Here is an 18,460-nt window from a genome sequence, read left to right on the forward strand (position 1 = left end):
AGGAGTGGTCCCAGGTGCTGTCCTCGGTGGAGAGTGCCTGGTCGCCGGCCCAGTCGCCGTCGGCGAGCATCCCGAGGTCGGTCTCCCCGTCGTACTCGCCGGCGCCGACCTTGTTGATCTTCCCGTGGGCGATGAGCAGGATCTCGTCGACGGGCTCGCCGCCCTGGGCGAGCACGTCTCCCGGCCGGTACTCGCGCTGCACGCAACGGGCGGCCAGGGCCTGGAGCACCTCCGCGTCCTCGAAGCCGTGCAGGGCGGGCAGTTCGGTCAGCTGGGCGGGGATGACCCGGACCTCGGAGCCGTTGGTGACAAACTCCACCCGGCCGTTGCCGACGGTGTGGGTGAGGCGCCGGTTGACCCGGTAGGTGCCGGCGGACACCTGCACCCAGGGCAGCACGCGCAGCAGCCACCGGGACGAGATGCCCTGCATCTGCGGCGGCGTCTTGGTGGTCGTCGCCAGTTGGCGCGCGGCCGAGGTGTCCAGACTCGTCAGGGCGGTCGTGGTCGGGTGTGTCATGCGGGGCGGGGCCTTCCGGTGGTCGGGTGGAGACAGCGCTGAGCCCGGCCGACGTGGCCGGCGTGTGGTGGACGCGCGGTCACGTCGGCCGGTGGCACGGCGTGGCGGTTTGGGGGTGGCGGCGGGTGCGGTACCGCGGCTAGTGGGCGACCTCGACGTCCTCGAGGATGCCCAGCGCGTCGGGGACCAGCACCGCGAGGGAGAAGTAGGCGCTCACCAGGTAGCTGATGACGGCCTTTTCGTTGATGCCCATGAAGCGGACCGACAGGCTCGGCTGGTACTCGTCGGGGATGCCGGTGCGGTGCAGCCCGACGACGCCCTGGTTCTTCTCCCCGGTGCGCATGACCAGCATGCTGGAGGTGCCGGTGCGGGAGACGGGGATCTTGTTGCAGGGCAGGATCGGCACACCTCGCCAGGCGGGCACCTGGTGGCCCTGGATCGAGGCGGTGTCCGGGTAGAGGCCGCGCCTGCTGCACTCGCGTCCGAAGGCGGCGATGGCCTTGGGGTGGGCGAGGATGACGCCGGGGTCCTTCCACACGACGGCGAGCAGTTCATCGAGGTCGTCGGGGGTGGGCGGGCCGGTCCTGGTGTGGAGCCGGTGGCCGAGGTCGGCGTTGTGCAGGAGGCCGAACTCCCGGTTGTTGATCATCTCGTGTTCCTGGCGCTCGCGCAGCGCCTCCACGGTGAGCCGGATCTGCTCCTCGACCTGGTTCATCGGCTCGTTGTAGAGGTCCGCGACCCGGGAGTGCACCCGCAGCACCGTCTGCGCCACACTCAGCTCGTACTCGCGCGGCGCGGTGTCGTAGTCCACGAAGGTGCCCGGCAGTTCGGGTTCGCCGTGGTGGCCGGCGGCCAGCTCGATGGCCGCCTCGCCGTCGTCCGTCCGCTGCGCGGGGACCGCGACCCGGTACTCCGCCAGGTGCCGGCGCAGGCTGTCCGCGCGGTCCCTGATCTGGTCGAGGTGCGCGCGGTCCAGGGTGAGGACCGTGCCGCTGGTGGCGGACCTGAGCGTGAAGTCCCAGGTGCCCGGCGCCTCCTCGGTGAGGTTGTGGTCGCCCAGGTAGTCGCCGTCGGCGACGACGCCGAGGGTGACCTCGCCGTCGTAGAAGCCGTCGCCGACCTTGGTCAGCTTGCCGTGGGCGATGAGCACGATCTGGTCGGCGGGCCGGCCCGCCTCGACGATGGCCTCGCCCGGGCCGAAGTCACGCTGGACGAAGCGGTCCGCCAGTTCGTGGAGGACGTCGGTGTCCTCGTAGCCCTTGAGGGCCGGGATCTCGCCGAGTTCGGCCGGGATGACGCGGATCGCCGCGCCGGTCGAGACGAACTCGACCCGGCCGTCCCCCAGCGTGTGGCTCAGCCTCCGGTTGACCCGGAAGGTGCCGCCGGAGACCTGCGCCCACGGCAGGACGCGCAGCAGCCACCGGGACGAGATGCCCTGCATCTGCGGCGGCGTCTTGGTGGTCGTCGCCAGTTGCCGCGCCGCCGAGGTGGCGAGGCTGAGCTGGGGGTGGGTGGTCTCGTTTCCGGAGGTCGTCTCGACCGGAGCCGTCACGCAGTACACCGCCAATCTTCCGTCTGTCACGGGCGGTTCGCCCGCGGTGCGCGAAGAACGTAACGATCGGCCGATCGGTGCAGCAATCACTCAAAAGATAAGCGGACGGGGGGAATGACGGCTCTGTCACCGGGTAGCGGAGCCGACTTCGACGGCCTCACCGCACGCTGTGTGACCACCCCGCCGCCACGGCTCACGCTCCGCTCCCACCGCCTCCCGCAACGGGCTCCCGAGAGCTAACGGGCGTACAGATGTAGCAGCCATCCGTCTTCCGCGGCCGGCTGGGCGGGGGCGGCGATCCGGGTGCGTCCCCGGGCGGGACAACGGGCGGCGCGGCCAGTACGTTTGGTACCGCGTCGGGTACGGCCCGGCCTCCCCGCGCGGAGGCCGCCGCCGGGACGGGACCGGCGCGGGCGCGGAGGGAAGGGGAGCGGGTGTTCCGGGCTGTCGCGGGCCTGTGGCGCTGGCGCCGCAACCCGCTGTGCCGTCGCACCGACCGGGCGGAGGGCTGGCTCGCCCTGACCGCCCTGCTCTGCGTGGTGCTCGGCGCCCCGGCCGCCGGACTGGCCGCCGAGCAGGGCGCGGAACGGGCCCTCGCCGCCACCGCCCGCCACCAGCACGAGGACCGCCGCCAGGTGGTCGCCACCGTGGTGCGGGTCCTTCCCGGCGGGGGAGGCGGAAGGACCGACCCGGCCGACGACCCGCGTGCCGACCAGCGGGTGCTGACCGTGTGGAGCGCCCCGGACGGGCGGCTGCGACGCGCGGCCGTCACCCTCGCGCACCGGGCGCGGGCGGGCGACCGGGTCCGGCTGTGGGTCGACTCCACCGGGCGCGTCACCACTCCCCCGCTGGACGGCGCCACCGTGGCCTCCACCGCCGCCGCGGCCGGCACGGTGGTCGCGGTGGCCGCGGCCGCGGCCGTGGAGACGGTCCGCAGACTCGTGCTGGGCGTGATGCTGCGACGCCGCTGGGAGCGCTGGGAGAGCGAGTGGTCGCGGGCCGGCCCCGGCTGGGGGCGCCCCCGGCCCTCGGCCGCGCCCAACTGACCCGTCCGGCTGACGGTAACGAGTCGTCGGTGCGGTCATCGTCGGGACGCGGCACACGCTACGGTGGTCCCGCCGGGCCCGCCGCGGACCGCTCGCGGCGAGGGCGCCGGCGTCCCCCGGCTCGCCCACGGGCGTCCGCACCATCGGTACACACGTCGACACACACTCCGACACACACTCTTCGAACTGACGGTTTCCACAGGAAGTTGGGGCACAGCGGTCCATGGCACAGGGCTCGGTCCAGGTGACGCATACCAGCACGTCGCGGTGGCGGCGCCGCACCGGCGAGTACGACACGCTCGCCGCCGCGCTGGAGGCCGCCGCCGACGGAGACGTGCTGACCATCGGGCCGGGGACCTACCGGGAGAACGTGGTGGTCGAGCGGGCCGTCACGCTGAACGGGCCCGAGCGGGCCGGCGCCGGCCCGGCCAGGCTGACGCCCGACGGCGGGGTGGCGCTGACCGTGCGGGGCGACGCCGTGGTGCGGAACCTGCACGTGGAGGGCCAGGACACCGCCGCTCCCGCCCTGTTGGTCGAGGGCTGCGACGCGGAGTTGAGCGGCCTGCGGGTGAGTACCCGCTCGGCGGTCGGCCTGGAGGTGCGGGCCGGGGCGCGTCCCGTGGTGCGGGGCTGCGTCGTGGAGAACCCGGCGGGTCTGGGGGTGAGCGTCTCCGGTGGCGCGGGCGGCGCCTTCGAGGACTGCGAGGTCGTCGCGGCCGGCCAGGTCGGGTTCTCCGTGACGGGCGGCGGCGCGCCGCGGCTGGAACGCTGCCGGGTGCACCACGCCGGCGGCGCCGGGCTGTCGTTGAGCGGGGAGGGCAGCGCGGTGGAGGCCGTCGGCTGCGAGTTCTACGAGATCCGCGGCACGGGTGTGCACGTCACCGGCCGCGCCCAGGGGCAGCTCGTCGACTGCCAGGTCCACCGCACCACCGGCGACGGCATCACGCTGGACACCGACGCGGTGCTGGCGCTGACCGACTGCGACGTGCACGACGTGCCGGAGAACGCCGTGGACCTGCGGTCCCGTTCGGTGCTCACGCTGTCCCGCTCCAAGGTCCGCAGGTTCGGCCGCAACGGCCTGTCGGTGTGGGACCCGGGGACCCGGGTGGACGCGAACGGCTGCGAGATCCAGGAGAGCACCGGCGACTACCCGGCGGTGTGGGTGAGCGACGGCGCGGCGGCCGTGCTCGAGGGCTGCCGGGTGCAGCAGGTGCCCGACGCGCTTTTTGTCCTGGACCGGGGCTCCCGGGCGGACGTGGTGGACAGCGACATCGGCCAGGTGCGCGGCACGGCCGTCTCGGTGAGCGACGGCGGCACCGTGGAGTTGGACGACTGCCGCATCCGGGAGGCGGCGACCGGCGCGTGGTTCCGCGACCACGGCAGCGGCGGGGTGCTCAGCAACTGCTCTATGGACGAGGTGTCCACCGGCGTCATCGTCACCAAGGGCGCCGACCCGCTGGTGGAGAACTGCTCGGTGACCGGGCCCGCGGAGGCCGGCTTCTACGTCTCGGCGGAGGGCCGGGGCACGTTCCGGAACTGCCGGGTGACCGGCTCGCGCGGGTACGGCTTCCATGTGATGGACGGGTGCCGGACCACGCTGCGCGGCTGCCGCACCGAGCGGTGCGCCCGCGCGGGCTACGAGTTCGCCGAGGACGGTCCGCTCGTCGAGGGCTGCACAAGCGACGAGACGGCCGCCGCGCCCGCAGCGCCCGTGCCGTCCTCTCCGGCCCCGGCGGTGCAGCGGGCCGGGCTGCTGACCGCGGAGGCCGCGCTGCCGGCGGCGCGGACCGCGCCGGAGGAGGAGCACGCGACGGCGCGGCCGGCCGCCGAGGTGCTGGGCGAACTCGACGCGCTGGTCGGCCTGGAGAGCGTGAAGCACGAGGTCCGGGCGCTCACCGACATGATCGAGGTGGGGCGCCGCCGGCAGCAGGCCGGACTGAAGGCGGCGTCGGTGCGCCGCCACCTGGTGTTCACCGGCTCCCCCGGCACCGGCAAGACGACCGTCGGCCGGCTCTACGGCGAGATCCTGCGCTCGCTCGGCGTGCTGGACCGCGGCCACCTCGTGGAGGTGTCCCGCGTGGACCTCGTGGGTGAGCACATCGGCTCCACGGCGATCCGCACCCAGCAGGCGTTCGACCGGGCCCGCGGCGGGGTGCTGTTCATCGACGAGGCGTACGCGCTCTCCCCCGAGGACGCCGGGCGTGACTTCGGCCGGGAGGCCATCGACACGCTGGTGAAGCTGATGGAGGACCACCGGGACGAGGTGGTGGTGATCTGCGCCGGGTACACCGCCGAGATGGAGCGCTTCCTGGCGGTGAACCCGGGGGTCGCCTCCCGCTTCTCGCGGACGATCGCGTTCGGCGACTACACGGCCGAGGAGCTGCTGCGGATCGTCGAGCAGCAGGCGGAGGAGCACGAGTACCGGCTGGCGGACGGCGCGGACGAGGCGCTGCTCAAATACTTCGCGGCCGTGCCACGCGGCCCGTCCTTCGGCAACGGGCGGACCGCGCGGCAGACGTTCGAGGCGATGGTCGAGCGGCACGCCGGGCGGGTCGCCCAACTGCCCGACCCCAGCAAGGACGAGCTGACGCTGCTCTACGCCGAGGACCTGCCGGCGCTCCCCTGACCCGGGACGCCCTGATCAGGGACGCCCTGACCCGGGACCTTGCCGAGGGCCGCGCCCTCCTCGGCGGCCGGCGCGCAGTCAGGGTCCGCCGACACGGATGCGCCGGCGGCGTCCGGTGAGGCCGTCGCCGCCCGTCCGAGTGCGGCGAGCAGGAGCGCGCGTTCCTCCTCGAAGGCGGGGTCGGCCTGGTAGTCGCTGTGTCCGCAGATCGGCGCGGGCAGCGGGTTGCGCAGCGTCCGGCCGTAGTGCAGCGGGTCGCGCAGCGGGCCCCGGTCGACGGGGCCGTGCTCCTCGGAGTCGACTTTCACGGGACCGCCGATCGGGTCGGTCAGCCGCCACAGGTTGCGCCAGCACTCGGTCTCCCTGCTCAGCGCACGCAGCGCGGCCGGGCCGAAGCAGGTCGGGAACCAGCGTCCGTAGAGCCGTTCCAGCGGCGAACCGTAGGTGAGCAGGGCGACGCGCCTGCGGGTGGCCGGGTCGAGCTGCCAGACGGCGGCGGCGGCCAGGACGCTGCCCTGCGAGTGCCCGGAGACGACCAGCCGGCCGCCGGTCAGCTCCGTCCAGGTGGCGATGCGCCAGCTGAGGTCGGGCACCGCGCGCTCGGCGTAGCAGGGCGGGGCGAACGGGTGCGCGGACCGCGGCCAGAACGTGCCGACGTCCCAGAGGACGCCGACGGTGCGGCGGGCCCCGGCGTCCCGGTAGGCGCGGCGGCCCATGGTGACCAGGAGTATCACCAGCGCGCCCATCACCCAGGAGCCCACGCCCTGGGCGAGGCCGAGCAGCGCGGGCAGCGGGCTGGGGGCGGCGCCGGCGGCCTCGCCCGGCGGACGTTCGCTCAGCTGCGCGCCGAGGACGGCGCCGGCTCCCAGCACCAGGGTGAGCAGCGCCACCGAGCCGAGCAGCACGGGCGCGGAGTCGGTCAGCCCGGCCCTGGCGACCGTGCCGGCGATGCGGCGGCTGCGGGAGCGCAGCTCGGCCGTCTCGTGCGGGTAGCCGTCGATGACGCCGGGGGTCAGCCGGCGGCAGGTGCGCCAGGTACGGAAGGCGGACACCAGCGCGAACACCACCACGGCCGCGATCAGCCCGGGGATGACCGCCGCCTGCCAGGTCAGCACAACCGGCGGGCCGGTGATCAGCGAGGAGGCGCCGGCCGACGAGCCGGGCGCGAGCCATTCGGAGACGCGCTGGTTGATGCCGCCGGAGAGCACCCCGCCGAGCGCGCAGGCGATCAGCGCGACGGCCGCGCCGCCGAGCCCGCCCATGGCGCTGCGGTGGCCGGCCGGGGCCCGGCGGTGCAGCACCAGGGCGGTCAGCGCAAGCGCCGCTACCAGGGCGCCCTGGGCGACGGCGAGCGTGCCGAAGGCGCCGGTGCCCGGCATGGCGCCGGCGCTCTCCCAGCCCGGGCGGTCCCACGCGGTGTGCACGGCGGTGGCGAGCAGCAGCGCGGCGGCGGCGCTGGGCAGGACCTTGGTGGCCGCGGGGTCCCGGTGCTCGTCGGCCTCGTTCTCGGTGCGGCCCCGGTGCACGACCACCAGCACGACCAGCGCCCACAGCACCGCGCAGAGCAGGCCGAGGACTCCGCCGGTGGCGACGAGGCCGCCCGGTACGTCGGCCCGGGTGTCGTGGTGGAGGGTGGCGTACTGGAGGGCGGCGGTGACGGTGAGCAGTCCGGCGGCGGTGTGCGCGGCCCGCAGCCGGGAGACCAGCCGGCGGCCGTACCAGAAGCCGGGCAGGCTCAGCGGCGGGCGCTCCTCCCCCGGTTCGGGGGGCGCGGCGCCGAGGGCGCGGGGCGGCGGCGACGCGGACTCGTAGGCGCTCCACGTCCGGTGGGAGAGCCACCACAGCAGGCCGGTGACGGCGACCGGCAGCAGCGCGGCGACAACAAGGCGGCGGCCCGGCGCGCTCCACCAGCCGCCGGAGTCGGCGGCCAGGAAGGACAGCCAGGAGGTGTTGTCGGCGCAGCCGGGCGAGCCGGCGCACTGCCAGGCCACGAGGTCGAGGGCGAGTTCGCAGGCCGCCGCGGTCAGCAGGACGGTCAGGGAGAGCGCCAGCAGGCGGGCGAGCACCGAGTACACGGCCTGCGCGCGGTGCCGGCGGGGCGCGGCGGGGCGCATCCAGTACGCGAGGTTGGCGATCATGAAGGGCAGCAGGACGAGCCACAGGGCGCGGGCGCCGTTCCCGGAGGTCAGCCCGGACCAGCAGTAGGCCTCCGGCACGGGCCTGTCGCCGTGGTCGCCCGGTCGTTCCTCCGCGTCGACGTCGTCGGTGCGGCGGTGGATACCGGCGGTCGCGTCACCGGTGACCAGGGTGGTGCGCGGATCGTCGAGCATCTGCTGCGGTGTGACGCCGCCGACGCCGTGCACCAGGAGTTCCAGTGCGGGGGCGGGCGCGGTGCGCGGCTTGGCCATCGTCTCCCCGGGGTGTGCGCGCTGCAACACTCCCGCTCATCATGACAGCCGCGGCGCTTCCGCCCCAGACCCCGACACGTCGGACCCGTAGCGGAGTTGACGCCCGGTCAGGCCGGGAGGGGCGTCACCAGCGGCCGGTGGCCAGGAAGTTGTCGATCGCCGCCCGGTAGGGGGCGATGTCCAGCCCCTGCTCAGCCAGCCACTCGTCCGAGTAGTACTTGTCCAGGTAGCGCTCGCCCGGGTCGCAGATCAGCGTCACGACCGAGCCGGTGCGGCCGGCGGTCACCATCTCGGCGACGATCTTCAGCGCGCTCCACAGGCCGGTGCCGGTGGAGCCGCCGGCGCGGCGCCCGATGGCGGCCTCCAGCGCGCGGACGGCGGCGATGCTCGCGGCGTCCGGGACCTTCATCATGCGGTCGATCGCGCCGGGCACGAAGCTCGGTTCCATCCGGGGCCGGCCGATGCCCTCGATGCGTGAGCCGCAGTCGCTGGCGGCGCCGGGGTCGTCCTTCACCCAGCCGTCGAAGAAGCAGCTGTTCTCCGGGTCGGGGACGCAGATCCGGGTGTCGTACTGCATGTAGTGCACGTAGCGGGCGATGGTCGCCGAGGTGCCGCCGGTGCCGGCGGCGGCGACGATCCAGGCGGGCTCGGGGTAGCGTTCCAGCCGCAGCTGCTGGTAGACGGACTCGGCGATGTTGTTGTTGCCGCGCCAGTCGGTGGCCCGTTCCGCGTAGGTGAACTGGTCCATGTAGTGGCCGCCGGTCTCCCTCGCGAGGCGTGCGGAGACCTCGTACACCGTCTGCGGGTCGTCCACCAGATGGCACCGGCCGCCGTGGAACTCGATGAGGCGGGTCTTCTCCGGGCTGGTCGTACGCGGCATGACCGCGATGAAGGGCACCCCGATCAGCTTGGCGAAGTACGCCTCGGACACGGCGGTCGAACCGCTGGACGCCTCGATCACCGGTCGTCCCGGCCGGATCCAGCCGTTGCACAGCCCGTAGAGGAACAGCGAGCGTGCCAGCCGGTGCTTGAGGCTCCCGGTGGGGTGCGTCGACTCGTCCTTGAGGTAGAGGTCGATGTTCCAGGACGCGGGGAGCGGGAAGAGGAGCAGATGGGTGTCCGCACTGCGGTTGGCGTCGGCCTGCACCTTTCGCACGGCCTCTTTCAGCCAGTCGCGGTAGTGCGGATCGGTGCGGTCGACGTCGACGGTGGGGACGGGCTCCTGGAAGGCACCGCCGGCGGCCAGTTCTGTGGTGCTCACGGGCCGATGATATGCGGCTGCGGGACCTTCGACCCTGGTTGGCGGTCACGCCGGAGGTGCAGAATTCTCTCAGTGAGCGCCGCGTGGAGCGGTGACTGCGAGGAGGGGCGGTCGATGATGGCTGAGCCGGAGTTCGAACAGACGGGAGTGCCGATCGGGCGGCTCCTGCGGTCGTTGACCAGGGCCGGCCAGGTACGGGTGCAGGGCGGTCGACTTGTGCTGCTCACCAGCTACGGCCGGGAGATCGACAGCGCCCCGGTGGAGGACGTCAGCGTCAGCGCCTCCTGGCTGCCGGGCCACGACGTGACCCTGGCGACCGTCGGCCGGACGCGGTACGCGCTGGGGCTGACCGCGCCGGTCAGGGAGCGCCTCGCCGCCGCGCTGCGGGACGCCCGGGAGCGTGCGGCGAAGCTGGCGTCCGGGAACCGCCGCACCGCGATGCCCTGATCCGGGCGATTTGCGCATCCGTGTGAACCGGATCACTCTGAGAGGCCGGGGCCCGTGTCCGGCGCTCCCTCTTCGGCACCGGACGGCCGCCCCGATCATGTATGTCGCTGCCCCGGCCCCAGGGAGTCGCCGTCGTGATCACTCACCCCGCGTCGAGCCGGCACTGCGCCGTGGAGTTCCAGGCGCTGCCGTCGCGTATCGGTCAGGTCCGTCACATCGTTTCCACCCAGCTGCGCTACTGGGGGCTTGATCCGCTGATCGACGCCGCCGCGCTGGGCGTCACCGAACTGCTGGCCAACGTGCACCGGCATACCGGGCCCGACAAGCACTGCACGGTCGAACTGGTGCTGCTGTGGGACCGGTTGACCGTCTCGGTGCGGGATCACGACCCCCGCCTCCCCCGGCTGCGACCGAAGAACTCGCTGGACACCAGCGGGCGCGGGCTCGCGCTGGTGGCCGCGCTCAGCTCCAGCTGGGGCGCGCGGGTGCAGCGCGGCGGCTCGGGGAAGGTCGTCTGGTTCACCCTGCCGGCACCGCCGGCCACCGGTGCGGCCCCCGCGACCGAGCCGCCGCCCGCGGACGCCGCGGGCGCGATCGGCCCGGACCCCGAGCAGCTGCCGGCCTGACCGCAACGGCTCCCCGCGCGCGTCTCGGAGTCCGACGGCGCGCCTCGGAGACCGACGGCGCGTTTCAGAGACTGACGGCGAGGCCCACGTGCGGCCTGCGGCCGAACCTCACCAGCGCGCCGCCGAGGTCCGTCAGCCGGAACTGCCAGCCGTACTTGCGGGCCAGCGCCCGGCGGACCCGCGGCAGCTCCGCCGTCTCCATCACCCGGCCGGTCCCCTCCGCCGAGGGCGCTCCCTCCGCGACCCGGCCGCGCACGTCGCACACCTCGACCCGCACCCGCTTGTCACGACGGAGCCGTTTGACCTTCCAGGCGTCGTCGCGCGTCCACACCAGCAGCTCGCCGCCGTCCTCCACCGCCCACACGGGCGTGGCGACCGGGGTGCCGTCCTTGCGGTAGGTGGTCAGGCTGACGTACCGGGCGTCGGAGATCTCAACGGGGATCATCCCTTCAGGCTACGCGCGGCCGCCGACGCCCGGCGCCCGGCACCGTCAGTAGCGCTCGACCCAGCGCGCCCGCCAGCTCGGCGCGGGGTCGGCGTCCGGGCCCGTCCAGTACTCGGTACCGGCGACGATGCGGCCGGCCCGGACCGTCCAGAACGACGCCACCCGGAAGACGCCCACCCCCTCCATGGGCACCTCCACCTCGCTGGCGACCGCCTCGCCGCCCTCGCCCGCCGGGCCGCCGCCCACCAGGCGCAGCACCCGTATGGACCAGCCCTCGGGGTACTCCCGCTGCACGGCGAGGAAGTTCTCCGGGCCACGCATCCGTTCCCGGCTGACCGGCCACTCGACGACGACACCCGGGTCGAGGACCTCCTCGGCGGCGGGCCAGTCCCTGGCGTCCAGCGCCCGCCACCACCGGTCGACCACGGCCACGGCCGAGGTGGACGAACCGGCCGAGGACAGCTCGGACTTCACCGTCACGGCGTGCCTCCCCCACGAAGTGGCCGAGCCGTTCTCGTGCCACGCCGCCAACCCTCCCACGTGGCACTGACAACGCCCCGGCGCGAGCGTTCCGCGGCCCCGGGCGCACCGGCCCGGCCGTTCGCCTCCCTCAGACCACCTGGACGCGCAGGGGGTCGTCCAGGACCGGCTGCCAGGCCAGTTCGGCCGCGCCGACCAGGCTGTTGTGGTCCAGGCTGCACGGCAGTACCGCGAACGTCTTGCCCCGCCCCCACAGGCTGCGACCGTCCAGTACCGCGCGCAGCCGGTCCCCGTCGAACCGCAGCAGCTCGCGGTGGAGTCCGCCGAGGATGATGCGGTCCGGGTCGAGGATGTTCACCAGTCCGGCGAGGCCGAGCGCCAGCCGGTCGACGAGCCGGTGCGCGGCGGCGCGCACGGCGGGGTCCGCGTGGTACTCGGTCCTGAGCAGATCGATCGCCTGGTGCAGCAGCGAGACCTCGGGGCCCGGCCGCCGGCCGGCGGCCTCCAGCAGGGCGAGCGGGTCGGTCTCCACGTCGAGGCAGCCGCGGCCTCCGCAGTGGCACGCGCGCCCCTCGGGGTCGACGGTGAGGTGGCCGACCTCCAGCGCCAGCCCCGAACTGCCGGTGTGCAGACGGCCGTCGACCACCAGGGCGCCGCCGACGCCGCGGTGTCCGGTGGCCACGCACAGGAGTTGGCGGGCGCCGCGCCCGGCGCCGTGGCGGTGTTCGGCGAGCGCGCCGAGGTTGACGTCGTTGGCCGCGACCCCGTCGTCCGCGCCGGCGCTGATGCCGGCGTCGGCCAGGCAGCGCCGGAACACCTCCCGGACGGGCGCGCCGGGTGCCCACGGCAGGTGCAGCGGGTTGAGTGCCGTGCCCTCCGGTTCGGCGACCGCGGACGGCACGGCGAGTCCGGCGCCCACGCAGCGGCGTCCGCTCTCCTCCAGCAGCCGCCGCCCGGCGGCCACCACTTCGCCGAGCACCTGGGCCGGGTCGGCCTCGACGGGTCCGCAGCCCGGCGCGGTGGCGACGACACGTCCGCCGAGGCCGACAAGCGCCGCCCGGAAGCCGTCGGTGTGCACCTGGGCGGCGAGCACCACGGGGCCGGCCGGGTCGACGGCCAGTCGGTGGCTGGGACGCCCCTGCGCGCCGGCGGTGCTCGGGCTGGAGTCGACGGTGATCAGTCCGAGGCCTTGCAGTTCGGCGGCGACCGCGCCGGCGGTGGCGCGGGTCACGCCCAGTTCGGCGGTGAGGACCGCGCGGGTGGGCGCGCGCCCGGTGTGCACGAGCTCCAGCGCCGGACCGAGCGCACTGCGGCCCCGGTCGGGCCTGGTACGAGTCTGGGTCACCGCACCATTCTTACTTTGTGCCTCTGTGAAACAAAACAGGGTCGGGCCACAGCCGTCACGGGCGTCCCACAGCCTGGCACAATCCGGCCATGGAGACGTCCGACTTCATCACCGTCCTCGGCCGGGAAGGCCACTCACTGATCTCGGCCGCCGAGGAGGCGGGCCTGGGCTCCGAGGTCCCCACCTGCCCCGGCTGGCACGTCAGGGACCTGGTGCTGCACGTGGGCCGGGTCCACAGGTGGGCGACCCGGCATGTCGCCGAGCGGCTGACCGAACCCGCCGGGCTGCCCGAGGCCGAGGTGCCCGACGAGTTGCTGGGCGACTGGTTCAGGGACGGCCTCCACACACTGGTGGGCGCATTGGACGACGCCTCCGACGACCTGCGCTGCTGGACGTTCCTGCGGGGCACCGCGAACGCGCGCGCGTTCTGGGCCCGCCGGCAGGCACACGAGACGACGATCCACCGGGTGGACGCGGAACTCGCCGAGGGCCAGGCGCTCTCCCCCGTGGACCGGGACCTGGCCGCCGACGGCATCGACGAGTTGCTGGCCGGCTTCCACACCCGCTCCCGCAGCCGGGTGCGCAGCCCCAGACCTCTGATACTCCGGGTGCGCACCACCGACGGCGCCGCCTCGGAGGTGTGGACGATGCGGCTGACCGAGGAGGAGCCGTCGGTCGGCCGGGGCGAGGAGGGCGACGCCGACTGCGAGCTGAGCGGCCCGGCGGAACTGCTGTACCTGGCCCTGTGGAACCGTCTGCCGCACAGCGGCGGCCTGACGGTGACCGGGGACGCCGACGTGCTGCGACTGTGGCGCGAGAAGTCGACGATCACCTGATTACCGGCCAGTAACTTTGTGGTAGCGTCGCCGTATGCCCCGTTGGAGTCCGAACACCCTGCGCCGCGCGATGAACTGGTGGCCGCCCTACCGCTTCGCCGGCATCCGGGTCCTGCACATCGCCGACGACTGGAGCAGCGCGCGGGTGCGGCTGCGCCTCGGCCGCCTGAACCGCAACTACTTCGGCACCCACTTCGGCGGCTCGCTGTTCTCCATGAGCGACCCGTTCTGGGCACTGCTCACCGTCTCCCGCCTCGGCGGGGAGTACGTGGTCTGGGACAAGGCGGCCGAGATCGACTTCGTCTCGCCCGGGCGGGGTGAGGTGTTCGCCGACTTCAAGCTGACCGAGGACCGGCTGGAGGAGATCCGCGCCGCCACGACGGACGGCGGCAAGGCCCTGCCCTGGTTCGAGAACACCGTCACCGCGAGCGACGGCACCGTGGTCGCACGCGTCCGCAAGCAGCTCTACGTCCGCCGCAAGCAGGCGCCGCGCGCGTAGCCCGGCCGAGGGCCACCGCCGCCAGCCTCCACGCCGGCGGCCGGCCCCGGCCCCGCGCGAGCGGCGGGCCGGTCACGAAGGCCGCGGCGCGGGGCGGACCGGCCGGCCCGAGCAGGCCGCTCCCGTCCGGTCCGCCCCGCCGCGGGCCGCACGCTCTCAGACCCGGTCAGGCCGGGTCAGGCCCGGTCGGACGCGGTCGGTTGACGTCCGGCGTGGTCCAGCGAGGAGACCAGCCGGCGCGCCAGCGGGTGCGTGCGCACGATCTCCGCCGGGGTGGTCTGACCGCGTGTTATCCGGGCGAACGCCCGCCACGCGGGTGGGAATCCGGTCAGCGCCGCGTGCAGCACCCCGGGGCGGCGGGCGAAGGCCGCCAGCAGCCGGCGCCCGACCCCCATCTCCACTCCGAGCCCCGACCTGATCGCGAACGTGTAGTTCAACGCCTGACGGCGGGCGTCCACCGCGTCGCCGGTCTCGGCCAGCCGGGCGGCCCACTCCCCCGCCAGCCGCCCCGAGCGCAGGGCGAAGGAGATGCCCTCCCGGCTCCAGGGCTCCAGCAGCCCCGCGGCGTCGCCGCACACCAGCACCCGCCCCCGGGAGAGCGGTGAGTCGTCGGCCCGACAGCGGGTGAGGTGGCCGGAGTTCACGCTGGGCTCGAAGCCGGCGAGCCCGAGTCGGTCGATGAAGTCCTCCAGGTAGCGCTTGGTGCGCTCGCCCTCCCCGCGCGGGGCGATGACGCCAACGGTGAGCGTGTCGCCCTTGGGGAAGACCCAGCCGTAGGAGCCGGGCAGCGGCCCCCAGTCGATCAGCACCCGGCCCGCCCAGTCCTCGGCGACCGTGGCCGGTACCGGGATCTCCGCCTCCAGCCCGAGGTCGACCTGGTCCATCCGCACGCCGACGTGCGCGCCGATGCGGCTGGCACTGCCGTCCGCGCCGACCACCGCACGCGCCAGCAGCGTTTCACCGTCGGCCAGTACCACCGCGACGGTCCGCCGGTCGGGTACGGCGCTGCCGTGCTGCTCCACCCGGGAGACCGTGACGCCGGTGCGCAGTTCGGCGCCGGCCCACCGGGCGGCCTCGGCGAGGCGGTGGTCCAGGTCGGCGCGGTTGACCAGGCCGAAGAGCGTGTTGCGGGAGCGCCGGGTGCGGGCCAGACGACCGTTGAGCGAGAACGTGACCGCGTTGACCCTCTCCCGCAGGGGTAGTTCGACCCCCGGGGGCAGCGCGTCCCGGGAGAGGCCGATGATGCCGCCGCCGCAGGTCTTGTACCTCGGCAGTTCGGACTTCTCCAGCAGCAGCACCCGGCTGCCGGCGCGGGCCGCCGCGTAGGCCGCCGAGCTGCCGGCCGGTCCGGCACCGACGACGATCACGTCCCACACCGCCGCGGCCTCGCCGCCCGTCGCCTCCGTGGCCTCGCCGGCTTCGGTGTTGTCACTGCTCACGATGTGTCTCTGCTCCTGCCTGCCCGGACCGCCCGGCGGCTCGCCGGGCGGCTGACTGCCGCATCCCAGGGGCCGTTCGGCCGCCGCCGGGGGCTCGTCGCCGCCGCGGAGCCCTGTGGCAGGATCGGCGGCGTCCGGAGCCCCCGCCGGTGCGACCGGTGATCCCGTACGCCCGGCCCAACGCAGCAACCGCTAGGAGCGTTCCCTCATGGCGCACGAAGCAGTGGCGGCCACCATCGCCTCGCTGATGCCCCAGGCCCGTCGCGAACTGGCCGAACTCGTCCGGTTCCGGTCGGTGGCCGACCCCGCGCAGTTCCCCAGGAGCGAGTGCGAGGCCGCCGCGCGCTGGACAGCCGACGCGTTGGAGGCCGAGGGGTTCACCGACGTGGCGCTGCTCGACACCCCCGACGGGACGCAGTCGGTGTACGGACTGCTGCCCGGCCCGGCCGGCGCGCCCACCGTGCTGCTCTACGCCCACTACGACGTGCAGCCGCCGCTGGACGAGGCGGCCTGGCTGTCGCCGCCGTTCGAACTGACCGAGCGCGACGGGCGCTGGTACGGCCGCGGGACCGCCGACTGCAAGGGCGGCTTCCTCATGCACCTGCTGGCGCTGCGGGCGCTCAAGGCAGCCGGCGGGGTGCCGGTGACCGTCAAGGTCATCGTCGAGGGCTCGGAGGAGCAGGGGACGGGCGGCCTCGAGCGGTACGCCGAGGCGCACCCCGAGTTGCTGGCCGCCGACACGATCGTCATCGGCGACTCGGGCAACTTCCGGGCCGGCCAGCCCACCGTGACGGGCATCCTGCGCGGCATGACGCTGCTGCGCGTCCAGGTCGACACCCTCCGGGGGAACCTGCACTCCGGCCAGTTCGGCGGCGCCGCGCCGGACGCGCTCGCCGCGCTGGTCCGGGTCCTGGACTCGCTGCGCGGCCCGGACGGCTCGACGACGGTGGACGGCCTGGACTCCGACGCGGAGTGGGACGGCATCCAGTACCCGCCGGAGCGGTTCCGCGAGGACGCCAAGGTGCTGGACGGGGTCGAGCTGATCGGCTCGGGCACGGTGGCCGACCGGATCTGGGCCCGGCCCGCCGTCACCGTGCTGGGCATCGACTGCCCGCCGGTGGTCGGCGCCACGCCGTCGGTGCAGGCGCGCGCGGCGGCCCTGGTGAGCCTGCGGATCCCGCCGGGCACCGACGCCGCCAAGGCGACGGAACTGCTCACCGCGCACCTGCACCGGCACACGCCGTGGGGCGCGCGGATCGCGGTCGAACAGCTGGGCCAGGGCCAGCCGTTCAGCGCGGACACCACCAGCCCCGCCTACACGGCGATGGCCGAGGCGATGCGGGAGGCCTACGACGGCGCCGAGATGGCGGTGGCCGGGCAGGGCGGCTCCATCCCGCTGTGCGGCACCCTCGCGGCGCTCTACCCGCGCGCGGAGATCCTGCTGACGGGGCTGAGCGAGCCGGAGGCGCAGATCCACGCGGTCAACGAGAGCGTATGCCCGCGCGAGTTGGAGCGCATGTCGGTCGCCGAGGCGCTGTTCCTCGCCAAGTACGCGGCCGGCCAAGGCGAACGGTAGGGCGTACGGGTGGGTCCGGTGCGGGCCACACCGGCAACGGACCCACCCGCGTCCTTCTCCCGTCGGGCGGGAGCGGTCACTCGTCCTCGCCGACGGGGACGCCCGCCTCCAGGTAGAAGGTCCGGTCACGGGCGCGGGCGCGCAGCGCCCAGTGCAGGCGGCGGCGCCGGGCCGGCGGCAGCATCCGGGCGGCCTCGTCCTCGGTGACCAGGCGCCAGCCCCTCAGCTCGGCGCGTGGCAGCAGCAGGTTCTCGACCGCCCCCGCGGGCAGCCGTCCGCCGTCGAAGAGCAGCCGGAGGCCGCCGAAGGCGGGCGGGGCCGGGGGTTCCCAGTCGGTGACCAGGAGCCGCGGCCGGCAGGGCAGCTCCAGCCCCAGCTCCTCGGCGACCTCCCGGACCCCGGCGTGTGCCGGGGCCTCCCCGCGCTCGACGACCCCGCCGGGGAACTCCCAGCCCGGCTTGTAGGTGGGGTCGACGAGGAGGACCCGGTCCCGGTCGTCGAAGAGGAGCACTCCGGCGGCCACGGTCTCCCCGACGGGCGGCGGGGTCTGCACGATGTCGCACCGCCCGGCGCCGGCGGCCAGCGCGTCGGCGACGGCCTGGGCGCTCTGCCGCGGGGTGCGGTCGCCGGTGGCGACGGTGTGCGCGTCCGCGCTCAGCCAGGGCCGCGCCTGCCGGTACACGCCCAGTTGCCGCAGACACCACGCGCGGGCCGACTCGCCCTCGGTGGCGGCGAGTTCGTCTATCCGCAGCCGGAGTATCGTTTCCGCTGCGTCCAGCAGGAAGTGCCGTACCGGGATGCGCCGCGCGGCCAGCGCCCCGAACACCTCGTCCCGGTGCTCCTGCCGCAGCAGCGACAGCGGTGTGACGAGCGGACCCGGTACCTCGGTGAGCAGCGCGGCGGCGGTGTCCACGAGCAGCCGCCGCCAGGAGGGCAGTTCGTGGATCGAGTCCACCTGCGCGAGACGTTCCTTGGGCAGCAGCCCGCGCAGTCCGGCCTCGACCGGTGCCGGGTCGTAGAGCGTGCTGCCGGGAAGCAGTTGCAGCAGTTCCTCGGCCACCGCGGTCTTGCCCACGCCGTAGGCGCCGTTCAGCCAGACGATCAACGTTCCCCCATTCCCTCGTCCCCCGTTCCAGCGACCGCACCACACTGCCACGGATACGCCCGTCGCTCAGGGGGGCACGCGTGGGAGCGCGGAGGCATCCGGTGTGTGCGCCGGTGCTACCGCGATGCTCCCGCCGGTCCGGTTGGATCTCCGGCCACCGCGTCGACCAGCACCGATCCCACACGACGGAGGCGCGTACCGGCGGTACGCGCCTCCGTTCCGGCAGCGCTCGGGCAGTGCGCCCGTGAGTCC

16 protein-coding genes are annotated in these 18,460 nt (G+C 74.4%); 7 read left to right on the forward strand and 9 right to left on the reverse strand.

The window, feature by feature from the left end; genetic code table 11:
- Window positions 1-517, reverse strand: a 517-nt coding sequence (locus tag GL263_RS06640; RefSeq protein ID WP_182854646.1) for a cyclic nucleotide-binding domain-containing protein, incomplete at its 3' end; no start/stop codon positions are given.
- A gap of 139 nt (window positions 518-656) precedes the next feature.
- Window positions 657-2,069 (reverse strand): family 2B encapsulin nanocompartment shell protein, encoded by a 1,413-nt coding sequence (locus tag GL263_RS06645; RefSeq protein WP_323379276.1) that lies wholly within the window; start codon window positions 2,067-2,069, stop codon window positions 657-659.
- 434 nt (window positions 2,070-2,503) lie between these two features.
- On the opposite strand from GL263_RS06645, the gene GL263_RS06650 reads away from it, so the two are divergent.
- Complete coding sequence (locus GL263_RS06650; protein ID WP_182854647.1) at window positions 2,504-3,115, forward strand: Rv1733c family protein; 612 nt, start codon at window positions 2,504-2,506, stop codon at window positions 3,113-3,115.
- A 223-nt stretch (window positions 3,116-3,338) separates the two neighbouring features.
- Entirely contained in the window at window positions 3,339-5,741 is a 2,403-nt protein-coding gene (locus tag GL263_RS06655; RefSeq protein ID WP_182854648.1) for a right-handed parallel beta-helix repeat-containing protein, read from the forward strand.
- Here GL263_RS06655 and GL263_RS06660 read toward each other — a convergent pair.
- A complete protein-coding gene (locus GL263_RS06660; protein WP_182854657.1) occupies window positions 5,711-8,149 on the reverse strand; it encodes a hypothetical protein in 2,439 nt (812 codons plus the stop codon). The genes GL263_RS06655 and GL263_RS06660 overlap by 31 nt on opposite strands.
- Window positions 8,150-8,273: 124 nt before the next feature.
- Entirely contained in the window at window positions 8,274-9,410 is a 1,137-nt protein-coding gene (gene cds1 / locus GL263_RS06665) for an L-cysteine desulfhydrase Cds1 (protein ID WP_323379277.1), read from the reverse strand.
- 117 nt (window positions 9,411-9,527) lie between these two features.
- On the opposite strand from cds1, the gene GL263_RS06670 reads away from it, so the two are divergent.
- A complete protein-coding gene (locus tag GL263_RS06670) occupies window positions 9,528-9,857 on the forward strand; it encodes a hypothetical protein (protein ID WP_182854659.1) in 330 nt (109 codons plus the stop codon).
- Window positions 9,858-9,991: 134 nt separating this feature from the next.
- Entirely contained in the window at window positions 9,992-10,483 is a 492-nt protein-coding gene (locus GL263_RS06675) for an ATP-binding protein (protein ID WP_182854649.1), read from the forward strand.
- Between the two features lie 64 nt (window positions 10,484-10,547).
- Here GL263_RS06675 and GL263_RS06680 read toward each other — a convergent pair whose 3' ends face one another.
- From GL263_RS06680 to GL263_RS06690, 3 genes are all read right to left on the reverse strand, one after another.
- Complete coding sequence (locus GL263_RS06680) at window positions 10,548-10,928, reverse strand: PPOX class F420-dependent oxidoreductase (RefSeq protein WP_182854650.1); 381 nt, start codon at window positions 10,926-10,928, stop codon at window positions 10,548-10,550.
- 45 nt (window positions 10,929-10,973) lie between these two features.
- Entirely contained in the window at window positions 10,974-11,408 is a 435-nt protein-coding gene (locus tag GL263_RS06685) for a nuclear transport factor 2 family protein (protein ID WP_323379278.1), read from the reverse strand.
- 130 nt (window positions 11,409-11,538) lie between these two features.
- The gene (locus tag GL263_RS06690) at window positions 11,539-12,753 is read right to left on the reverse strand and encodes an ROK family protein (RefSeq protein WP_182854651.1); all 1,215 of its coding nucleotides are present in this window, start codon (window positions 12,751-12,753) and stop codon (window positions 11,539-11,541) included.
- Between the two features lie 89 nt (window positions 12,754-12,842).
- Between GL263_RS06690 and GL263_RS06695 the strand changes: the two genes are divergently transcribed.
- Together GL263_RS06695 and GL263_RS06700 are read left to right on the forward strand one after the other, a co-directional pair.
- Window positions 12,843-13,589: a maleylpyruvate isomerase family mycothiol-dependent enzyme gene (locus tag GL263_RS06695; RefSeq protein WP_182854652.1), complete on the forward strand. Its 747-nt coding sequence runs from the start codon at window positions 12,843-12,845 to the stop codon at window positions 13,587-13,589.
- Between the two features lie 34 nt (window positions 13,590-13,623).
- On the forward strand, window positions 13,624-14,088 hold the full coding sequence (locus tag GL263_RS06700) for a DUF4442 domain-containing protein (RefSeq protein WP_182854653.1): 465 nt from the start codon (window positions 13,624-13,626) through the stop codon (window positions 14,086-14,088).
- 176 nt (window positions 14,089-14,264) lie between these two features.
- Here the strand turns inward: GL263_RS06700 and GL263_RS06705 are convergent, their stop codons facing one another.
- Entirely contained in the window at window positions 14,265-15,527 is a 1,263-nt protein-coding gene (locus GL263_RS06705) for a geranylgeranyl reductase family protein (protein ID WP_323379279.1), read from the reverse strand.
- A 208-nt stretch (window positions 15,528-15,735) separates the two neighbouring features.
- On the opposite strand from GL263_RS06705, the gene GL263_RS06710 reads away from it, so the two are divergent.
- Complete coding sequence (locus GL263_RS06710) at window positions 15,736-17,103, forward strand: dipeptidase (RefSeq protein WP_182854654.1); 1,368 nt, start codon at window positions 15,736-15,738, stop codon at window positions 17,101-17,103.
- 76 nt (window positions 17,104-17,179) lie between these two features.
- Here the strand turns inward: GL263_RS06710 and GL263_RS06715 are convergent, their stop codons facing one another.
- A complete protein-coding gene (locus GL263_RS06715; RefSeq protein WP_182854655.1) occupies window positions 17,180-18,208 on the reverse strand; it encodes an NUDIX domain-containing protein in 1,029 nt (342 codons plus the stop codon).
- Window positions 18,209-18,460 lie beyond the last annotated feature (252 nt).

Origin of the sequence: Streptomyces durbertensis (assembly GCF_014156695.1) — a bacterium.
GTDB lineage: Bacteria > Actinomycetota > Actinomycetes > Streptomycetales > Streptomycetaceae > Streptomyces > Streptomyces durbertensis.